The organism is Methanobacterium alkalithermotolerans (genome assembly GCF_018141185.1).
Classification (GTDB): Archaea; Methanobacteriota; Methanobacteria; order Methanobacteriales; family Methanobacteriaceae; genus Methanobacterium_F; species Methanobacterium_F alkalithermotolerans.
The window spans coordinates 1290882-1306617 of sequence record NZ_CP058560.1; the positions used below are offsets into that span (position 1 = coordinate 1290882).

Genomic DNA, 15736 nt, shown 5'->3' on the forward strand with positions numbered 1-15736 from the left:
TAAAAGAAAAAATGAATTGAGGTTTTATTTGCTAGTAATTAATTCCAAAAAAAAAGAATATTTTTTTTGTTTAATATAAGATGCTAAATATTATAGTCAAGAGCCCTACTATCCAGCAGTAATAGGCGAACATCATTAAACTTCTTTCTTTAATTATTTTTAACAATAATTTTATAGCCAGATAGGCTGCCACTGCCGAGGCAATAAAACCGGCAATAAAAGCCGCGGCATTATTATCCAAAACTGAACCAATTTCCTGTACCTGTATTAGCCCGGCAGCTATGATAATAGGTATGGATAGTAAAAAACTGTAACGGGCTGCTAATTCCCTTTCTAGGCCTAAAAATAGGCCTGCGGATATGGTGGCACCGGATCGGGAAATCCCTGGAGCAATAGCACATCCCTGGGCAATACCTATTATCAGTGAAGTTTTTAAGCCCATATCTTTCACAGATCTATCCCCGGTACTGACTCTCTCTGAACCCCAGAGCAGCAAACCAGTTACTATTAAAAAAAATCCTACAGCAAGTAAATTAGTAAATAAAGATTCAAAGAAGTCTTTAAATAATAGTCCCATTAATCCCGCCGGTATGGTACCGAAGAGTATAAGCCAGGCTAATCTTTTAAAGGGATCTTCCTGAATTCCTTTTTTAAATTCACCCCGGGGCAGGTCCTTTAAGCTGGATAAGAAAGACCGAACCATATGTAAAAGGTCCTTACGGAAATAGCTCACCACCGCTACCAGACTGGCCAGATGCAGCATGGTATCAAAGGCCAGAGATTCCTGAACTCCTAAAATATTTGTTATAAATACTAAATGAGCTGAACTGCTTATAGGGAGAAATTCTGTTAGTCCCTGAACTATTCCAATAATTATTGCCTGTATAACATCCATTAAATCACCATTAATTGAATAAAAATTTAAAATTGTCTATTTCTCTGGAATACCCTGTTGTTCAGGATTACCATATATATTTTTGTTATAAGTTATAAGTTATAACTTATTTCTTACAACTTATAAGTTATAATCACTCCAGGTAAGTTAACCATCCCCAACGATCATCCACTTCAGCACGGAGTATCTGGAAGAAAGCCTGTTGCAACTTCTCTGTCACAGGCCCCCTCCCACCAGAACCCACATTTATTCTATCCACAGACCTTATAGGGGTTACTTCTGCTGCAGTACCAGTTAAGAAAATTTCATCAGCCACATATAACATTTCCCGGGGCATCTGCTCTTCCCTTACTTCTAAATCCATTTCTCTGGCCAGAATAATCACGGAATCACGGGTTATACCCTTTAAAAGAGAAGAAGCAAGTGGCGGAGTGTAGATAACCTCATCTTTTATTAAAAATATATTTTCTCCACTACCTTCACTAATCATACCCTGGTAGTCCAGTAATATTCCTTCATCATATCCATTTTCCAGTGCTTCCATTTTAACCAGCTGGGAATTCATGTAGTTGGCCCCTGCTTTGGCCATATTGGGCAGTGTATCTGGAGCCATACGCCTCCAGGTGGAAACACCCACATCCACTCCTACTTCCAGTGCTTCCTGTCCCAGGTAACTGCCCCATTTCCAGGCAGCAATCACCACTTCCAGAGGACTATTTAAAGGGTTAACTCCTAATTCCCCTTGACCTCTAAATACCACAGGACGGATATAGCACTCCTTTAAACCATTGGTTTTAATGGTTTCCCTTATTGCCTGAGATATTTCAGCGGGAGTATAAGGAATTTCCATACGGTAGATCCGGGCAGAATCAAATAATCTTTCTACATGCTCCTCAAGACGGAAAACTGCTGAACCCTGTTTATTGTGGTAGCAGCGTATTCCTTCAAATACACTGGAACCATAATGAACCACATGTGATAGAACATGTATATTTGCGTTTTTCCAACCTACTTGCTCTCCATTAAACCAAATTTTTCCATTTTTATCCCAGGCCATAATAAAACCCTCAGTTTAAGCTTATTGTAAATTTTTTATCATTATCTAAAATAGATTGGTGGTACCTGTTTTTAAATATATTCAACTATTTTTCTTATAGCCCCAACCCTCCCCCCAAAAAACTGAAATTTTATCCCGATATTTATAAACCACACCCAACCGGGAGTTTATGTATACTTATTTAATTATAAGTAAAATTACACTGTTTCCAGGGGATGCTTTTTGGAAAAGTTTATATAGGGAGGGGTGCAAAGTGTGATGTACGCGAGGGGCCGGTGGTCTAGGGGTATGATACCTCGCTTACAACGAGGTGATCACGAGTTCGAATCTCGTCCGGCCCATTTATCTCATTTTTTTAAATTAATTTACTAATTTGAAACTTATTTTCGTTCTAAAAACACGCGAGCTTCCACAGCCTTGTAAGTTTTTCCCTTATAATTAAAAGGACATTTTATGGCGTTATATGGACAAAAAGAAGCACATCTTAAACAGTATTCGCATTTAAGACCGTGTTGAGGATATTCATTTTTTTCTATTTTCCGGTTACCCACGGGACATAATTTAACACATATCCTGCATTTTTGACACAAATCATAATAGGTGGTAAGAGGTAGCAGGTTCTGATTTATTCTACTTCGGGTTAGGGCCAGACCAAAGATGGAAGCCAGGTACATGGCATCACTAATAAGAGGTACTCTTCCCCATCTTGCAGTTCCCTTTAAAAGACTCAGGGCATAATGTTCTGCTTTTAAGAGACCCTTTTCAATTTTTTCCTGGCATTTTTTCTCCGGGGCTATGTAGAATATATTGGAGGGCATGATAATCTCACAGGCCCCCAGGGGATGGTATCCTTTCCCGGTAAGTAGTTTTTTGAGGGGTCCAACTATACCTCCTGAAAAACTTCCCATGGTATCTACCATAAATATGGCTGTTCCTGGGGATTCTGGAAGTCTTTTAATAAAATCCCATACAAAATGGTAGGTTGATTGTTCTGCAACAGGAAAACCAAGACCAATTACATTGTTTAGATTTATCTTTTCTGGATTTGAATTTTCCAGGGGAAATAAATTAACTTTTAAGCCATGCTTTTCCCAAACCTCCTTCATCTTATGCACCACGAGATAGGTGTTACCTGTTCCTGAAAAGTAGTAAAAATCAATTTTATCATTTATCATTTTTTATTCACTATCCCTTCCTAAGAAGAATTATTTGAACTTGTTTATAGGGTTAACCTCGTTTATGGTAAAGAAACTTTTAACCATAAAAAAATAAATACTATAACTCACCAGGGGCCGGTGGTCTAGGGGTATGATACCTCGCTCACACCGAGGTGATCACGAGTTCGAATCTCGTCCGGCCCATTTATTCTAAGATTAAAAATTATTTTTATAAAATTAGATTATAAATTCTATTTAATTTTAAAAAAGAATATATGGTTCATAGTGCCTTTTTACAGGAATATAATTTGAATTATCAAGGCCAGCAATGATACAAAAAATACAGTGGTTCCTTTAACCAGTATTAAGGCCCCTTTTCTATCCAGTAAAAATACCAGTCCATAGGATAAAACCACACTGAGCAGTATTTTTATTATACCCAAAGTGCTGCTATTTAATGTTATGAAATACCCTATTAAATTGGCCAGTAGATAGGAAAGCCCGATTACCAGTAAAATTAAGACAATAGTGTTACTGAGTATACCCTGTATAAGGGGCCACCACTCAGTTTTAAACTGATCACGTTTTCTATTGAGGGATCCTTTAGAATCACTGTGGAAAAACGAACTTCTGGAAGATTCTGGGGGATTATATGAAATTTCAGCTCCTTCATATTCTTCCTCACCATATTCCTCTTCGACCATCATTTCTGGTGATCTTTTAGAGAATTTCTGGGCCAGTTTCAATAAACCATCCCTATCAATAAGCTTAATATTTCTACGGGCAGCATAATTTACAGCCTGGGAACTGTAAGCGGAAGTGGTCACAATTACTACTTTGGAGGCCTTTAATGTCTTTGCCACCATTTCCATTTCTTTTAAGATGTCTAAACCCACATTCCACTTTTCATCATAGTTTTTACAGGACACTACTACTCCAAAATCCCCCAGCACGGTAGGTAGAATACCATAAATATCTATAAGATGCCTTGAAGTTCTAAAGTCTTTGTAGACTTTAAAGCCAGATTCCTCCATTATCTTTGCTATGAATTCAACCAATCTGTTTTTTTGCAAGTTACCCACCTTCTGGAGATGAAAATTTATGCCCTAATTAAGAGATAATCTTTAATCCTTAATATTATTATAAACAGGTTATAATTAATATTTGCTTTTATAGTAGATAAGTACTCATCTGATTTTTAGCATTTCTTACATTAATATTCACCTTGTGGAGAAAATTAACCATTTGAAATACTCTCTTTAACTAGATTCCACAAAGTATTAAAAACTTCATACATATAAGTTGTATATGCAAATTTTGATAACCAACGATGATGGAGTAAATTCGTCCGGGATTATTGCCACCAGAAAATCAGTGGAAGGTTTAGGGGAAATATCAGTGGTAGCTCCTGCCACACAGCAAAGTGGAATAGGTCATGCACTTACCCTTTTTGAGCCTATAAGGGTTACAGATACTAATTTAAGGGATGGAAGCAGGGCTTTCTCAGTTTCAGGAACACCAACTGATGCGGTTATTATCTGGATCTTTGAATTAGCACAAAAAAAGCCAGATTTAGTTATATCTGGAATCAATGTAGGGGAAAATCTTGGAAAATCTGAATTAACTACTTCGGGAACAATAGGGGCTACCATGGAGGCGGCAACACATAAAATACCTTCCCTGGCAGTATCCTTACAGGTTACCCGGGGAGATATTAAATTCCATGATGGGCATGTGGATATCGACTTTTCCTTTGCCCAGAAAATAACCCGTAAGGTGGTTAAGCAGATTATAAAAAAGGGCATGCCTCAGGGCGTTGATTTCATGAATTTAAATATACCTGCCCATCCGGAAAGTGATGAAATTGTAATCACCCGGCTGGGGGAGAGAATGTACAAGGCTCACATCCAAAAGCGTCTTGATCCCCGTGGTAGGCCTTATTACTGGTTAGATGGTGATCCCGTTGAAGATGATAAGAAAGGAACCGATGTGCATACTCTTAAAGTTGAAAATAAGCCCAGCTTAACTCCACTTACTCTGGACTGTACCTACCCTCTGGAAATAAATAACTGGATGGAATAAAATCTATCAATTTACCTGTAATTTTTCTACCAGGCATATGCTAAGTAAGAGACCGTATTTACATACTTTATTATTAGTAAGGCATTTGCTTAAAGCTGAATCTATTTAAACCATAGTCTCCCTACATAGGTGATACCTTGGCCCTATATGGAGATAGGCCAATCAATTAAAACCTAATTAAAAATTAAATTATAGAGATTTTCTTTCATCAAAGTATATTAAGTTCTCTTAAAAGTCTATCTCTTTCTTTTCGAAGTTCTTCCAGTAATTCAGGATCGCAGTTTCCTAATTTTTCAAGATGGGCGATGGTAATAGTCACCGCTTCCAGGTTGGTTTCGATTTGGTTTACAGACATTAAATGACTCCGTTTTAAGATTTATTTAATTTAAATATACCATACTGTATAGGTACTGGTATCACCTAATGGTTTTATATATTTACTTATTAAATCATAATAATTATTTAATAGTGATAAAGATTTCTTTAGGGAAAAGTATATGCTATTCCGGCATTAAATTATGTTAAGAAATTAATAAGAGAGGTTAGGATGTCAAAACCAGATAGTGATTTTCAAGTAAATCGGCAGTTTCTGCGGTTTAAAGATAAGGATGTAGTAATAAGTTTAAAAAACAGAGAAGAAGATGAAGGTAAAGTTATAGCATTAGATAACTATCTAAACACTGTTATAGAGACAGATAATGGTATAAAATTCATAAAAGGCACTAAAATTGCATTTATTGCTTTAAAATAAACTATTTAAAATGCATTAGTGGAACCCTGTTGATTTTTAGATTTTTTTAATTTTAAAGTTCCCCAAATAAAAATGTTTTAAAATGAGTTCAGGGATAATATCCCTCAACTTTAATCCCTAAAATTTCTTTTTGGCCATTATAGATATCACGAGCAATCTGGGCACTGCCCATGGAACCGGAAGTAGGGGGAATGTGTATTACTGGTATCACTTCTTCCAGGTAATCCTTGAGGGCACCATAAAAATTTACAGGTTCCTGCAGGGCACCTATAGAACCGGTGAGTACCACCCCGTCCACTTTCTGGGCAATACCCAACAATCCCCATATCTCCATGACGATCGTCATGATCATGGTATCCAGTGCCAGGATGGCGGAATCATCCCCGGCCTGGAATTTTTCCAGTATTTCCTCTTTAACCTGGGAAACGGTGGTGTCCACTCCTGCAATTTTCACTGCTCCTGCATGGGAAAAGCAATCATTAGCGGTTCGATGTCCATCATCAATACTTCTTAACATTTCCAGATCCAGAGGACCATGCACCAGCCCCATAGCTCCTATACAGGCATCCATAGCTCCTCTGATTTTACATTTTTCCACTAAAAGGGTAACGGTATTAGAACTGATATCGGCCACAATCATGTTTTCCCATCCACTTTCCAGATAGGCATTATAGGCAATACTTACCTTTTCTGCACTGGCATGATGGGAATAAGCTGCCTTAAAACGAGGATCCATACAGGGGGTGTTTTTATGCAATCCCGGTATAAGCAGAATAGGAACTCCTGAGTTTTCCAGTTCACCATAAACCAGGGTACCTCCCCCGGTAACCTTGCCTGCACCACCAATGGATATAATTCCTCTTTTTTCCACCATTTCCAGGGGTTGTATGGTGTTAATACCATCTCCCATGGCATAGGTGATGGCCATGAGCTTAATTTTATCCAGGGGTACCCGGGAGGATAGTTCTTCCAGGGCAGATACTTCACCGGTAGAGAGTACTTCACGACTGATTTTAAAGTGTTCTACCTGCTTTTCATCTTCAGAAGGTAGAATGGTAAAGGATACTCCGGTAGTGCCGTGATCCATTCCTACAAATACCAATATATTCACCTTTTTTTATTGGAACTGGAAAAATTATTTTTCCAGTCCGCAGAGTTTTCTTAGCTTGGAGCCCTTCTTTTCAATCTGAAGTTCGCTTTCAATGTCCCTCATTCTCTTAAGCATAGGATTTCCGGCCTGATTTTCCAGGGCCCATTCCCGGGCAAATTTACCTTCCTGAATTTCTTTTAATATCCGGGCCATTTCCTCCTGGGTTTCAGAAGTTATGATTCTAGAACGTCGGCTTAATCCTCCAAACTCGGCGGTGTTACTTACATCGTGCCACATTCCGGCAAATCCTTTTTCATAAATCAAATCCACAATTAGCTTTAATTCATGGCAGGTTTCAAAGTAAGCCACTTCTGGTTGGTAACCAGCATCTACCAGGGTTTTAAATCCGGCCTTAATGAGTTCAGTTACCCCTCCACATAACACTGCCTGCTCTCCAAAGAGATCAGTTTCGGTTTCTTCCTGGAAAGTGGTTTCTAATATGCCTGCTCTGGCCAGTCCGCAGCCTTTACCCATGGCTAAAGCCATGTCTCGAGCATTTCCAGTGAAATCCTGTTCTACAGCAACCAGACCCGGGATTCCAAACCCTTCCAGGTAGGTCTTACGAACCATGGCCCCGGGACCTTTAGGAGCAATCATGGTCACATTCACATTTCCAGGGACCTTAATGTATCCAAAATGGATGTTGTATCCATGGGAAAATGATAGGGTGTTACCTTCTTCTAAATATGGCTTTATGGATTGTTCAAATACCGCAGACTGTATTTCATCTGGGATAAGGATATGGATGATATCCGCTACTTTTGATGCGTCTTCTATAGTCATGACCTTCATACCATCGTCATGGGCTGCCTGCCAGGAACTACCACCTTCTCTTAATCCAACCACAACATTTAAACCACTATCGGCCATATTTCGAGACTGGGCCATCCCTTGACTACCATATCCGATTACTGCAATAGTTTTATCTGCTAAAACCTGTGCATCTACATCTTTTTCATAATATATCTTCATTTGCCATCCTCCTAATAATAATTAAGGCAAAAAACTACCTTTTTTTTAAGTTAAAAATCATGATAACTAAGTTATGATTTAGTTATCATATAAATTTTAATTAAAGAACTTTATTTTACTAAAAAAATACTAATTTATTAAATTAATGGGAATACAGTTATTTTAAAAAATTAAAAACAGGGTTTAAACCATCAAATGGTTTTAATACCCCTTGAAATGGCAGTAGGCCCTGTACGTGCCAGTTCTTTAATTCCAAAATTCTTTAATAGATCAATAAGGGCCTGGATTTTTTCCGGGTCTCCGGTAATTTCCACGGTCAGGGTTTCCGGGCTCACATCTATGATTCGCCCCCGGAAAATACTGGCATACTGAATAACCTCGGAGCGAACTTTTTCCTGGGGAGCGTGCACTTTAATAAGGCACAGTTCCCTTTTAACCGTACTTTCCATTTCCAGATCTCGGACTTTTATCACATCAACCAGTTTATTTAATTGCTTGGTGATTTGTTCCAGCACCTTGTCATCACCCTGGGCAATGATGGTCATACGGGCCAGTTTTTCTTTTTCTGATTCTCCTACAGTTATGGTATCTATGTTAAATCCTCTACGGGTAAATAATCCAGCCACACGTTGTAAAACACCCGGCTTGTGTTCTACCAGGGCACTGATGATATGAGTTCTTTCATCCATCCTAATCACCTTCCGCCTTTTTAGCAGGATTTTTATAAGTAACTTCTCCCGGACGCTCTCTTTCCACTTTATATTCACCTATAATCTCGGTTAAGCCACATCCCGGGGGAACCATGGGTAAAATTTCATCAGGATCAATTATGATATCCAGCAATGTTGGTTCCCCTGATTTAATAGCATTTTTAAGTGCTTCTTGTGTTTCGCCGGGTTTTTCTACCCTTTCAGCCCGTACTCCAAATGCTTCAGCTAACTTAACAAAGTCTGGTACTTTTCCCAGGTGGGTGTGGGACATACGTTCATCATAGAATAGTTTTTGCCACTGGGCCACCATACCCAGGAAACGGTTATCCAGTACACAAACCACCACCGGAATGTCGTACTCTTTAACGGTGGCCAGATCCTGGCACACCATTAAAAATCCACCATCTCCACAAACAGAAACCACATCATTTTCAGGAAGAGCCACTTTAGCCCCTATGGCTGATGGGAATCCGAATCCCATGGTTCCCAGTCCTCCGGAGGATATGAATTTACGTGGTTTTTGGGTCCGGTAAAAATGAGCCATCCACATCTGGTTTTGACCAACATCGGTGGTCAATATTGTTTCATTGTCAACTGCATTCATGATCTCTTTAATAACCTGCTGTGGTTTAAGAGGAACGTCATTTTCAAAGGATAAACGGGGGATACAACTTGTTTTAAATTCACAAACGTGATTAAACCATTTTTTATTATCAATGGCTTCATTTTTCTTTAAAAGAGGCATTAGTTGTTGCAGGACTGTTTTAGCATCTCCTACAATGGGAACTGCTACCTCCACATTTTTACCTATTTCTGCAGGATCCACATCTATATGTATTATCCTGGCGTTTTTTGCAAATTCTGCAATATTGCCGGTGGTCCTATCTGAGAAGCGGCATCCTACTGCCACCAGACAATCACATTCATCCACGGTTATGTTGGCCACCTTTCTCCCATGCATACCCAGCATACCCATGGAGGCGGGTTCATCTTCAGAAAAAGATCCTTTACCCAGAAGGGTGGTGGTGACCGGTGCATTAATTAACTCAGATAATTCTTTAATTTCTGGAGATGCACCAGAAATTATTACTCCTCCACCTGATAATATGACTGGTTTTTTGGCTTTTTTTATGGCCTGGGCTGCTTTTTTAATTTGTAAGGGGTGGCCTTTTAAATTAGGTTTGTAACCAGGCAATTCCAGTGATTCAGACCGGTATTCATCCAGTTCCTGTTCCTGGATATCTTTAGGTAAATCAATTACTACTGGACCGGGTCGACCAGAAAGTGCAATTTCAAAACCGGATTTGATCATACCTGGAATTTCATTGGCATCACTGGGCTGGAAATTGTGTTTGGTTATGGGAATGGTAATCCCGATCATGTCCACTTCCTGAAAGGCATCATTTCCAATTAAATGGGTAGGTACCTGTCCGGCAATGGCCATTACCGGGGCAGAATCCATATTTGCCGTGGCAATCCCGGTAATCAGGTTGGTGGCACCAGGGCCAGAAGTGGCAATACATACTCCCACTTTTCCTGAGGCACGTGCATAACCATCAGCAGCATGAGCAGCGCATTGCTCATGTCTTACCAGAATATGTTTTAAATCTGAATCATATATCATATCATAGAGAGGTAATAGCTGACCTCCCGGGTATCCGAAAACAATGTCTGCTCCTTGATCTATTAGCGACTTTATTATTGCTTGCCCGCCTTTCATATAAACACCTGTATTGATTTAAGGGCAATTAATATCTTTAATGATAAAGACATCTTTAATTGCATAAACTTTTCAATTGTTATATATTAAATTTCAATCTTTTTAATTTGATATTAAGTATAGTTATATTTAATCTTGCTTAATTTTAAATCATCACCTTTAATCTTCTTACCTCTTAAAGGGGAATATTCCAAAAAAGCAGTGATTTATTATGAGTTAAATCGACAATTATATAATTCTTAAAATGGAATAGATATTTATCATTTTAAATTTATGATTATATACACGGGTAATGAGTTAACTACATGGAAAACCGTATATAAATAATTAATTTATCAGTTTTTGGATTAATAGGATTTAAATTAATAATTAAACTATTATAACCAGTTTTTTCAATTTTAGATTGCGGGAGGAATTAAATGAAAATATTAGTGGTTGGTACTGGAGCCAGGGAACATGCTATTTGTGAATCTTTAAAAGAAGACGCGGAAATTTATTCAATTATGAGCAATACAAATCCCGGTATTGCCCGTATTTCTCAATTTCAAGTGGCCAGTGAAAGCGACATGGATCAGGTTAAAAATTTCGCCCTTAAAAATAAGGTGGAAATGGCCATAATTGGTCCGGAATCTCCATTAGAACAAGGTATTGTTAATGTACTTGAAAATGAGGGTATAAGTTGTGTGGGACCCAGCCAGGAAGCAGCAAAAATAGAAACAGATAAGGCCTTTATGAGGGGATTATTTGAGAATTATAAAATCCCTGGATCTGTGGCCTACCAGGTATTTGATAATTATGATAATTTAAGCTTATTTCTGGACGAATTTAATAAAGATGTGGTGGTTAAGCCGGTGGGACTCACCGGTGGAAAAGGGGTAAAAATAGTGGGAGAACACCTGGAGGATAATCAGGAAGCAAAAGGATATGCCAAACACATCATGGAAACCCGGATGGGAGGACACCCCCGGGTGGTTATTGAAGAGAAGTTAGTGGGAGAGGAATTCACGGTACAGGCCTTTTCTGATGGGGAACATGTGATACCTATGCCTGCAGCCCAGGACCACCCGCATGCCTTTGAAGGGGACCAGGGACCAATAACTGGTGGAATGGGGTCTTATTCTGATAAAGATGGATTATTGCCCTTTTTATCTCAAAAAGATTATGATGAATCCGTGAAGATTATGCAACACACGGTGAATGCTATAAAAGAGGAAGCTGGTCCTTATAAGGGAATTTTGTATGGTCAGTTCATGCTATGTAAAGATGGACCTAAACTGGTGGAATATAATGCTCGATTTGGAGATCCTGAGGCCATGAATGTATTACCTCTTTTAAAAACTAGCATGGTGGATATTTGCCAGGGCATCATTCAGGGTAATCTACGTAAAGCGGATTTTGAAAGAAAAGCAACGGTTTGCAAATACATCGTACCTCAAGGATACCCGGAAACTAAAGCAGCAGGGGAAAAAATCCAGGTAAATGAAAAGGAAATTGAAAAGGCCGGGGCTTTAGTCTATTACGCTGCTGTTAACCAGGAAAATAAATCCATATACACCTCTTCTTCCCGGGCACTGGCACTGGTGGGGCGGGGAGATAACATCCAGGAAGCAGAAGAAATCTGTGAGGAAGCCACCCGCCATGTCACCGGAGATCTCTACCATAGAAAAGATGTGGGGACTGCTGCTCTTTTACAAAAAAGAATAGATCACATGAACCATTTAAGGGGTAATTAATTCCTTGGATTATCTGAAACTATAGCCTCATGCACACTATGAATATGAAAATTCAAATTGGGGCGGATTTATTTTAAAAAAACTCTAAAATCCGATGAAAAATTAAAAATAAAGATATATAAACAGTAAAAAGCGCTTTTATAATATGAAGGTGAGAATTAAAATTATTTAATTCTGTCCTCGGACTGCATAATCACATAGCAACTCTGGATAGGATAATGATTATATGTTCACTTACCAATATCAATAAATATTTTTTGGAGATGGAATTTAAATGAAACATCTTTTATCGATTTGCGATATTCGGCATCAGATTTCACCGTTACTGGAAATAGCAGATAAATTTAAAAAAAACCAGATGGAAGAAAATCCATTACAGGGAAAGACCCTGGCTATGATATTTGAGAAATCATCTACCCGTACCCGAATTTCTTTCGAGGTGGGGATGAATCAGCTAGGAGGTACCGGACTCTACCTGTCCACTGATGATTTGCAGATTGGTAGAGGGGAGCCCATTTCAGATACGGCCCGGGCCATGAGTCGCTATGTGGATGGAATAATGATCCGGGCCAGTAAGCACACCGATGTAATAGAATTAGCTAAAAATTCAACTGTGCCTGTTATAAATGGCTTAACTGACCTGGAACATCCCTGCCAGGCCCTGGCAGACATGCAGACCATCAAAGAACATAAGGGAAATTTTAAGGGTAAAATAGTCTTTGCAGGAGATGGGAACAATGTTTGCAATTCTCTGCTTTTAATCTGTGCTATTTTAGGGATGGATATGGCGGTGGCCTGTCCCGTGGGTTATGAACCTCCGGCGGAAATAATAAAAAAAGCCACCAGCATGGCTTTGGAATCAGGGGCCCATCTGGAGATAACTCCGGATATAACATCTGCAGTAACTGATGCCGATGTGATTTATACTGATGTTTGGGTGAGTATGGGGGATGAATCCCAGATAAAAGAACGGATCGAATCTTTTAAACCATATCAGGTTAATGAGGAATTGATGTCCATGGCAAGAGAAGATGCTATTTTCATGCACTGCCTTCCCGCCATTCGGGGTCAAGAAACCACAGCAGAAGTAATTGACGGCCCCCAGTCAGTGGTATGGGATCAGGCCGAAAACCGATTGCATGCTCAAAAGGCGATTTTGTATTCCTTTTTAAAGTAATTTCTTAAAAAAAGAGGGTTTTTAAAAATCTTTTTTTAATCCCCTTAAATTTACTTAATTTTTAATAAAAATATGGCTTAACGCCCTTTTATATTACATGGATTCCGGGGCAGATATACCCAATAAATCCAGACAGTTGCTGAGGGTTATTCGGGAACGATCCACCAGCATTAGCCGGGCATTTTCATGAGGTGAATCAATAACAGGCAGGGCCTTGTAAAATTTGTTAAAGGCACTGGCCAGATCCTGGGCATACTGGGCCAGGTTGTGTACCCTGAGAGCGCTTGCAGATTCATGGACACGCTTAGGGAACCGGGATAATGTCCGTATTAATTCCAATTCCACTTCGTCCATATCCCAGCCGGCTTCAATTTCACTTATATCTAGCCTCAGGGTTTTGTCTTTAAATTTACCTGATTTTTCCAGTAATTTACAGGAACGAGCATGGGCATATTGTATAGATGCACAACCCCTTTCAAAGCTCAGGGCTTCGTCCCATTTGAATACTATATGTTTTTCCGGGGAGAGCCGGGCAATATAATATCTTATGGCCCCAATACCAATTTGTCGGGCAATTCTGTGTATCTCTTTTTCATCAAGATCAGATCTTCTTTTTTCTATTTCTACCAAAGCCCGGTTGGTGGCTTCCTCCATTAAATCATCCACTGAAATAAAGACTCCGCGCCGGGTGGACATGGAACCTTCTGGCAGAGTTATAAATTCATAAAATATAACTTCCGGGGTTTTACCATCCAGGAGATTCATGGCAATCTTTATTTGATCAATGGCCAGTTTGTGATCTGATCCTAAAACATCTACCACCCGGTCACTTTCTTCTGATTTTTCCTGATGGTAAGCCAGGTCTCTGGTGGAGTAAAGGGAGGTACCATCTGATCGGGCCAGTACCAGTTCTTTTTCCAGTCCGAATTCCTCCAGATCCAGGTAAAGGACTTCATTTTCCCGGGTATAACCACTTTCTTTTAATTTCTCCACCACCTGGGAAACGGAACCATCCCTTACAAATTTTCCCTCCCATACAAAGGTGTCGTGATGGACATTAAGTTGGTTTAAGGTAATCTCCATTCCCTCCAGGCAATTTTCAACCGCCCTTTCAAAGGCCAGGTTTAGATCATCTTCCCCACCATTTTCATAGCGCCTTATGAGGTTATCTATCTCTTCTTTTAAGTCTGGATTTTCTTTAAGGGCTTCATTAACTTTAAAGTATAATTTACCAATTTGATGGTCCTTTTTATCATTTTCGCTGTATTTTGAAAGATCAAAACCAAAATTTATAAGCCCCCATACCACCATGGCAATCTGCCGTCCCATATCATTCACATAATACTGGGTTTCCACTTCAAAACCAGCTTTAAGTAGAACTCTTTTCAGGGAGTCTCCTATAATTGCATTCCGAATGTGTCCAATATGTAGTGGTCCATTAGGGTTAGCCGAGGTATGTTCTAATATTATTTTCTCATTCACCGGAGGTAACCGCCCGTAATCTTCACCCAGGGCATCTAAAAGCAGAGGCGAAAATTTTTTATAATCAACAAAAAAGTTGATATAGGGTCCTTTAGATTCCACAGATTTGAATAAATCTGGAACTTCCAGGGCCTGAAGCAGGGAACTGGTGATTTCCATAGGAGATTTTTTTAGTTCTTTGGCCAGACTAAATGATATGGTAGATGCTAAATCTCCCATCTGAGGATTAGGAGGTTCTTCCATTTTTATTTCAGAAGGTACAGGATATCGTAATTTTTCCAGAGCCATTTTTAAAGCATTAACGGCTTCCTTTTCTATTTCCGAATACATAATTTCACCTTATAAAAATTTAAAGTATCACTGTAAAATAAATAATCATAAAACCAAGTAATAAAATAGTTTATAATAAATAAGTGGATTAGATTACAATCCTCTAATCCACAGGGTAATGTATCCAATTCTAGGCAAAAATATTGGTTGATTACCAACAGTTATCACCCGGGATTTAACCTGTTCGGGATATACCGGACCCTGATCAGGAGTGGGATTATTATCTCCCTGGGTTACATAAAATTTTCTCCCCTCTCCATCGGTTCTTACATCTATTATGCGGTGTATAACTGGCTCAGGGAACCAGGTGGCATTATAAATCACTATTTCCCCTACATTAAGTTGGGCAGGGTCAAACTCCTGGATTCCAAGGAAGTTAGATTTCTGGATTATGACGATGTCTCCCCGGTGGAAAACAGGCTCCATACTTCCGGATACCACTACATTCATGTGCTGGGCGGCAATTATACCTACCATTATTATAACTATATAAATGATTATTTCCCGGTTGATGTTCATT

The 15736-nt window shown here is 39.1% G+C and carries 15 protein-coding genes and 2 tRNA genes; 6 read left to right on the plus strand and 11 right to left on the minus strand.

The genetic code is table 11. The features are described 5' to 3' along the window. Positions 1-70: 70 nt before the first annotated feature. Positions 71-895, minus strand: a complete 825-nt coding sequence (uppP, locus tag HYG87_RS06370) for an undecaprenyl-diphosphatase UppP (protein WP_211532364.1) — start codon at positions 893-895, stop codon at positions 71-73. 133 nt (positions 896-1028) lie between these two features. Next, positions 1029-1952 carry a branched-chain-amino-acid transaminase gene (locus HYG87_RS06375; protein WP_211532365.1) on the minus strand — a complete coding sequence of 308 codons (924 nt, stop codon included), beginning with the start codon at positions 1950-1952 and terminating at the stop codon, positions 1029-1031. Positions 1953-2221: 269 nt separating this feature from the next. Between HYG87_RS06375 and HYG87_RS06380 the strand changes: the two genes are divergently transcribed. Continuing rightward, a tRNA-Val gene (locus HYG87_RS06380) sits at positions 2222-2293 on the plus strand. A gap of 39 nt (positions 2294-2332) precedes the next feature. On the opposite strand, the gene HYG87_RS06385 is transcribed toward HYG87_RS06380, so the two are convergent. Continuing rightward, positions 2333-3127: an EFR1 family ferrodoxin gene (locus HYG87_RS06385; protein ID WP_211532366.1), complete on the minus strand. Its 795-nt coding sequence runs from the start codon at positions 3125-3127 to the stop codon at positions 2333-2335. 114 nt (positions 3128-3241) lie between these two features. Between HYG87_RS06385 and HYG87_RS06390 the strand changes: the two genes are divergently transcribed. Further along, positions 3242-3313 (plus strand) — tRNA-Val (locus HYG87_RS06390). Between the two features lie 89 nt (positions 3314-3402). On the opposite strand, the gene HYG87_RS06395 is transcribed toward HYG87_RS06390, so the two are convergent. After that, positions 3403-4191, minus strand: coding sequence for a restriction endonuclease (locus tag HYG87_RS06395; protein WP_211532367.1), 789 nt, complete (start codon positions 4189-4191; stop codon positions 3403-3405). 226 nt (positions 4192-4417) lie between these two features. Between HYG87_RS06395 and surE the strand changes: the two genes are divergently transcribed. After that, on the plus strand, positions 4418-5191 hold the full coding sequence (surE, locus tag HYG87_RS06400; RefSeq protein WP_211532368.1) for a 5'/3'-nucleotidase SurE: 774 nt from the start codon (positions 4418-4420) through the stop codon (positions 5189-5191). Between the two features lie 208 nt (positions 5192-5399). Here the strand turns inward: surE and HYG87_RS06405 are convergent, their stop codons facing one another. Next, positions 5400-5546: a hypothetical protein gene (locus tag HYG87_RS06405; protein WP_211532369.1), complete on the minus strand. Its 147-nt coding sequence runs from the start codon at positions 5544-5546 to the stop codon at positions 5400-5402. A 192-nt stretch (positions 5547-5738) separates the two neighbouring features. Here HYG87_RS06405 and HYG87_RS06410 point away from each other — a divergent pair, with 192 nt between their 5' ends. After that, the gene (locus tag HYG87_RS06410; protein ID WP_211532370.1) at positions 5739-5942 is read left to right on the plus strand and encodes an LSm family protein; all 204 of its coding nucleotides are present in this window, start codon (positions 5739-5741) and stop codon (positions 5940-5942) included. 88 nt (positions 5943-6030) lie between these two features. Here the strand turns inward: HYG87_RS06410 and HYG87_RS06415 are convergent, their stop codons facing one another. From HYG87_RS06415 to HYG87_RS06430, 4 genes are all read right to left on the minus strand, one after another. Next, on the minus strand, positions 6031-7044 hold the full coding sequence (locus tag HYG87_RS06415; RefSeq protein ID WP_211532371.1) for a methanogenesis marker 12 protein: 1014 nt from the start codon (positions 7042-7044) through the stop codon (positions 6031-6033). Between the two features lie 33 nt (positions 7045-7077). Then, positions 7078-8064 (minus strand): ketol-acid reductoisomerase, encoded by a 987-nt coding sequence (ilvC, locus tag HYG87_RS06420; protein ID WP_211532372.1) that lies wholly within the window; start codon positions 8062-8064, stop codon positions 7078-7080. 191 nt (positions 8065-8255) lie between these two features. Continuing rightward, on the minus strand, positions 8256-8753 hold the full coding sequence (gene ilvN / locus HYG87_RS06425) for an acetolactate synthase small subunit (protein WP_211532373.1): 498 nt from the start codon (positions 8751-8753) through the stop codon (positions 8256-8258). 1 nt (position 8754) lies between these two features. Continuing rightward, positions 8755-10494 carry an acetolactate synthase large subunit gene (locus tag HYG87_RS06430; RefSeq protein ID WP_211532374.1) on the minus strand — a complete coding sequence of 580 codons (1740 nt, stop codon included), beginning with the start codon at positions 10492-10494 and terminating at the stop codon, positions 8755-8757. A gap of 419 nt (positions 10495-10913) precedes the next feature. On the opposite strand from HYG87_RS06430, the gene purD reads away from it, so the two are divergent. Together purD and argF are read left to right on the plus strand one after the other, a co-directional pair. Further along, positions 10914-12227, plus strand: a complete 1314-nt coding sequence (purD, locus tag HYG87_RS06435) for a phosphoribosylamine--glycine ligase (protein WP_211532375.1) — start codon at positions 10914-10916, stop codon at positions 12225-12227. Between the two features lie 274 nt (positions 12228-12501). Further along, positions 12502-13404 carry an ornithine carbamoyltransferase gene (gene argF, locus HYG87_RS06440; RefSeq protein WP_211532376.1) on the plus strand — a complete coding sequence of 301 codons (903 nt, stop codon included), beginning with the start codon at positions 12502-12504 and terminating at the stop codon, positions 13402-13404. 93 nt (positions 13405-13497) lie between these two features. Here the strand turns inward: argF and argS are convergent, their stop codons facing one another. Together argS and HYG87_RS06450 are read right to left on the minus strand one after the other, a co-directional pair. Further along, a complete protein-coding gene (gene argS / locus HYG87_RS06445) occupies positions 13498-15216 on the minus strand; it encodes an arginine--tRNA ligase (protein WP_211532377.1) in 1719 nt (572 codons plus the stop codon). Positions 15217-15309: 93 nt separating this feature from the next. Then, the gene (locus tag HYG87_RS06450) at positions 15310-15735 is read right to left on the minus strand and encodes a signal peptidase I (RefSeq protein ID WP_211532378.1); all 426 of its coding nucleotides are present in this window, start codon (positions 15733-15735) and stop codon (positions 15310-15312) included. Between the last annotated feature and the right edge of the window lies 1 nt (position 15736).

Bases quoted from the DNA above. Each gene is read 5' to 3' on its own strand.
- HYG87_RS06385 (WP_211532366.1), bottom strand. From the start codon at position 3,127: ATGATAAATGATAAAATTGATTTTTACTACTTTTCAGGAACAGGTAAC.
- ilvN (WP_211532373.1), bottom strand. From the start codon at position 8,753: ATGGATGAAAGAACTCATATCATCAGTGCCCTGGTAGAACACAAGCCG.
- HYG87_RS06410 (WP_211532370.1), top strand. From the start codon at position 5,739: ATGTCAAAACCAGATAGTGATTTTCAAGTAAATCGGCAGTTTCTGCGG.
- surE (WP_211532368.1), top strand. From the start codon at position 4,418: ATGCAAATTTTGATAACCAACGATGATGGAGTAAATTCGTCCGGGATT.
- ilvC (WP_211532372.1), bottom strand. From the start codon at position 8,064: ATGAAGATATATTATGAAAAAGATGTAGATGCACAGGTTTTAGCAGAT.
- HYG87_RS06375 (WP_211532365.1), bottom strand. From the start codon at position 1,952: ATGGCCTGGGATAAAAATGGAAAAATTTGGTTTAATGGAGAGCAAGTA.
- argF (WP_211532376.1), top strand. From the start codon at position 12,502: ATGAAACATCTTTTATCGATTTGCGATATTCGGCATCAGATTTCACCG.
- HYG87_RS06450 (WP_211532378.1), bottom strand. From the start codon at position 15,735: ATGAACATCAACCGGGAAATAATCATTTATATAGTTATAATAATGGTA.
- uppP (WP_211532364.1), bottom strand. From the start codon at position 895: ATGGATGTTATACAGGCAATAATTATTGGAATAGTTCAGGGACTAACA.
- argS (WP_211532377.1), bottom strand. From the start codon at position 15,216: ATGTATTCGGAAATAGAAAAGGAAGCCGTTAATGCTTTAAAAATGGCT.
- purD (WP_211532375.1), top strand. From the start codon at position 10,914: ATGAAAATATTAGTGGTTGGTACTGGAGCCAGGGAACATGCTATTTGT.
- HYG87_RS06405 (WP_211532369.1), bottom strand. From the start codon at position 5,546: ATGTCTGTAAACCAAATCGAAACCAACCTGGAAGCGGTGACTATTACC.
- HYG87_RS06430 (WP_211532374.1), bottom strand. From the start codon at position 10,494: ATGAAAGGCGGGCAAGCAATAATAAAGTCGCTAATAGATCAAGGAGCA.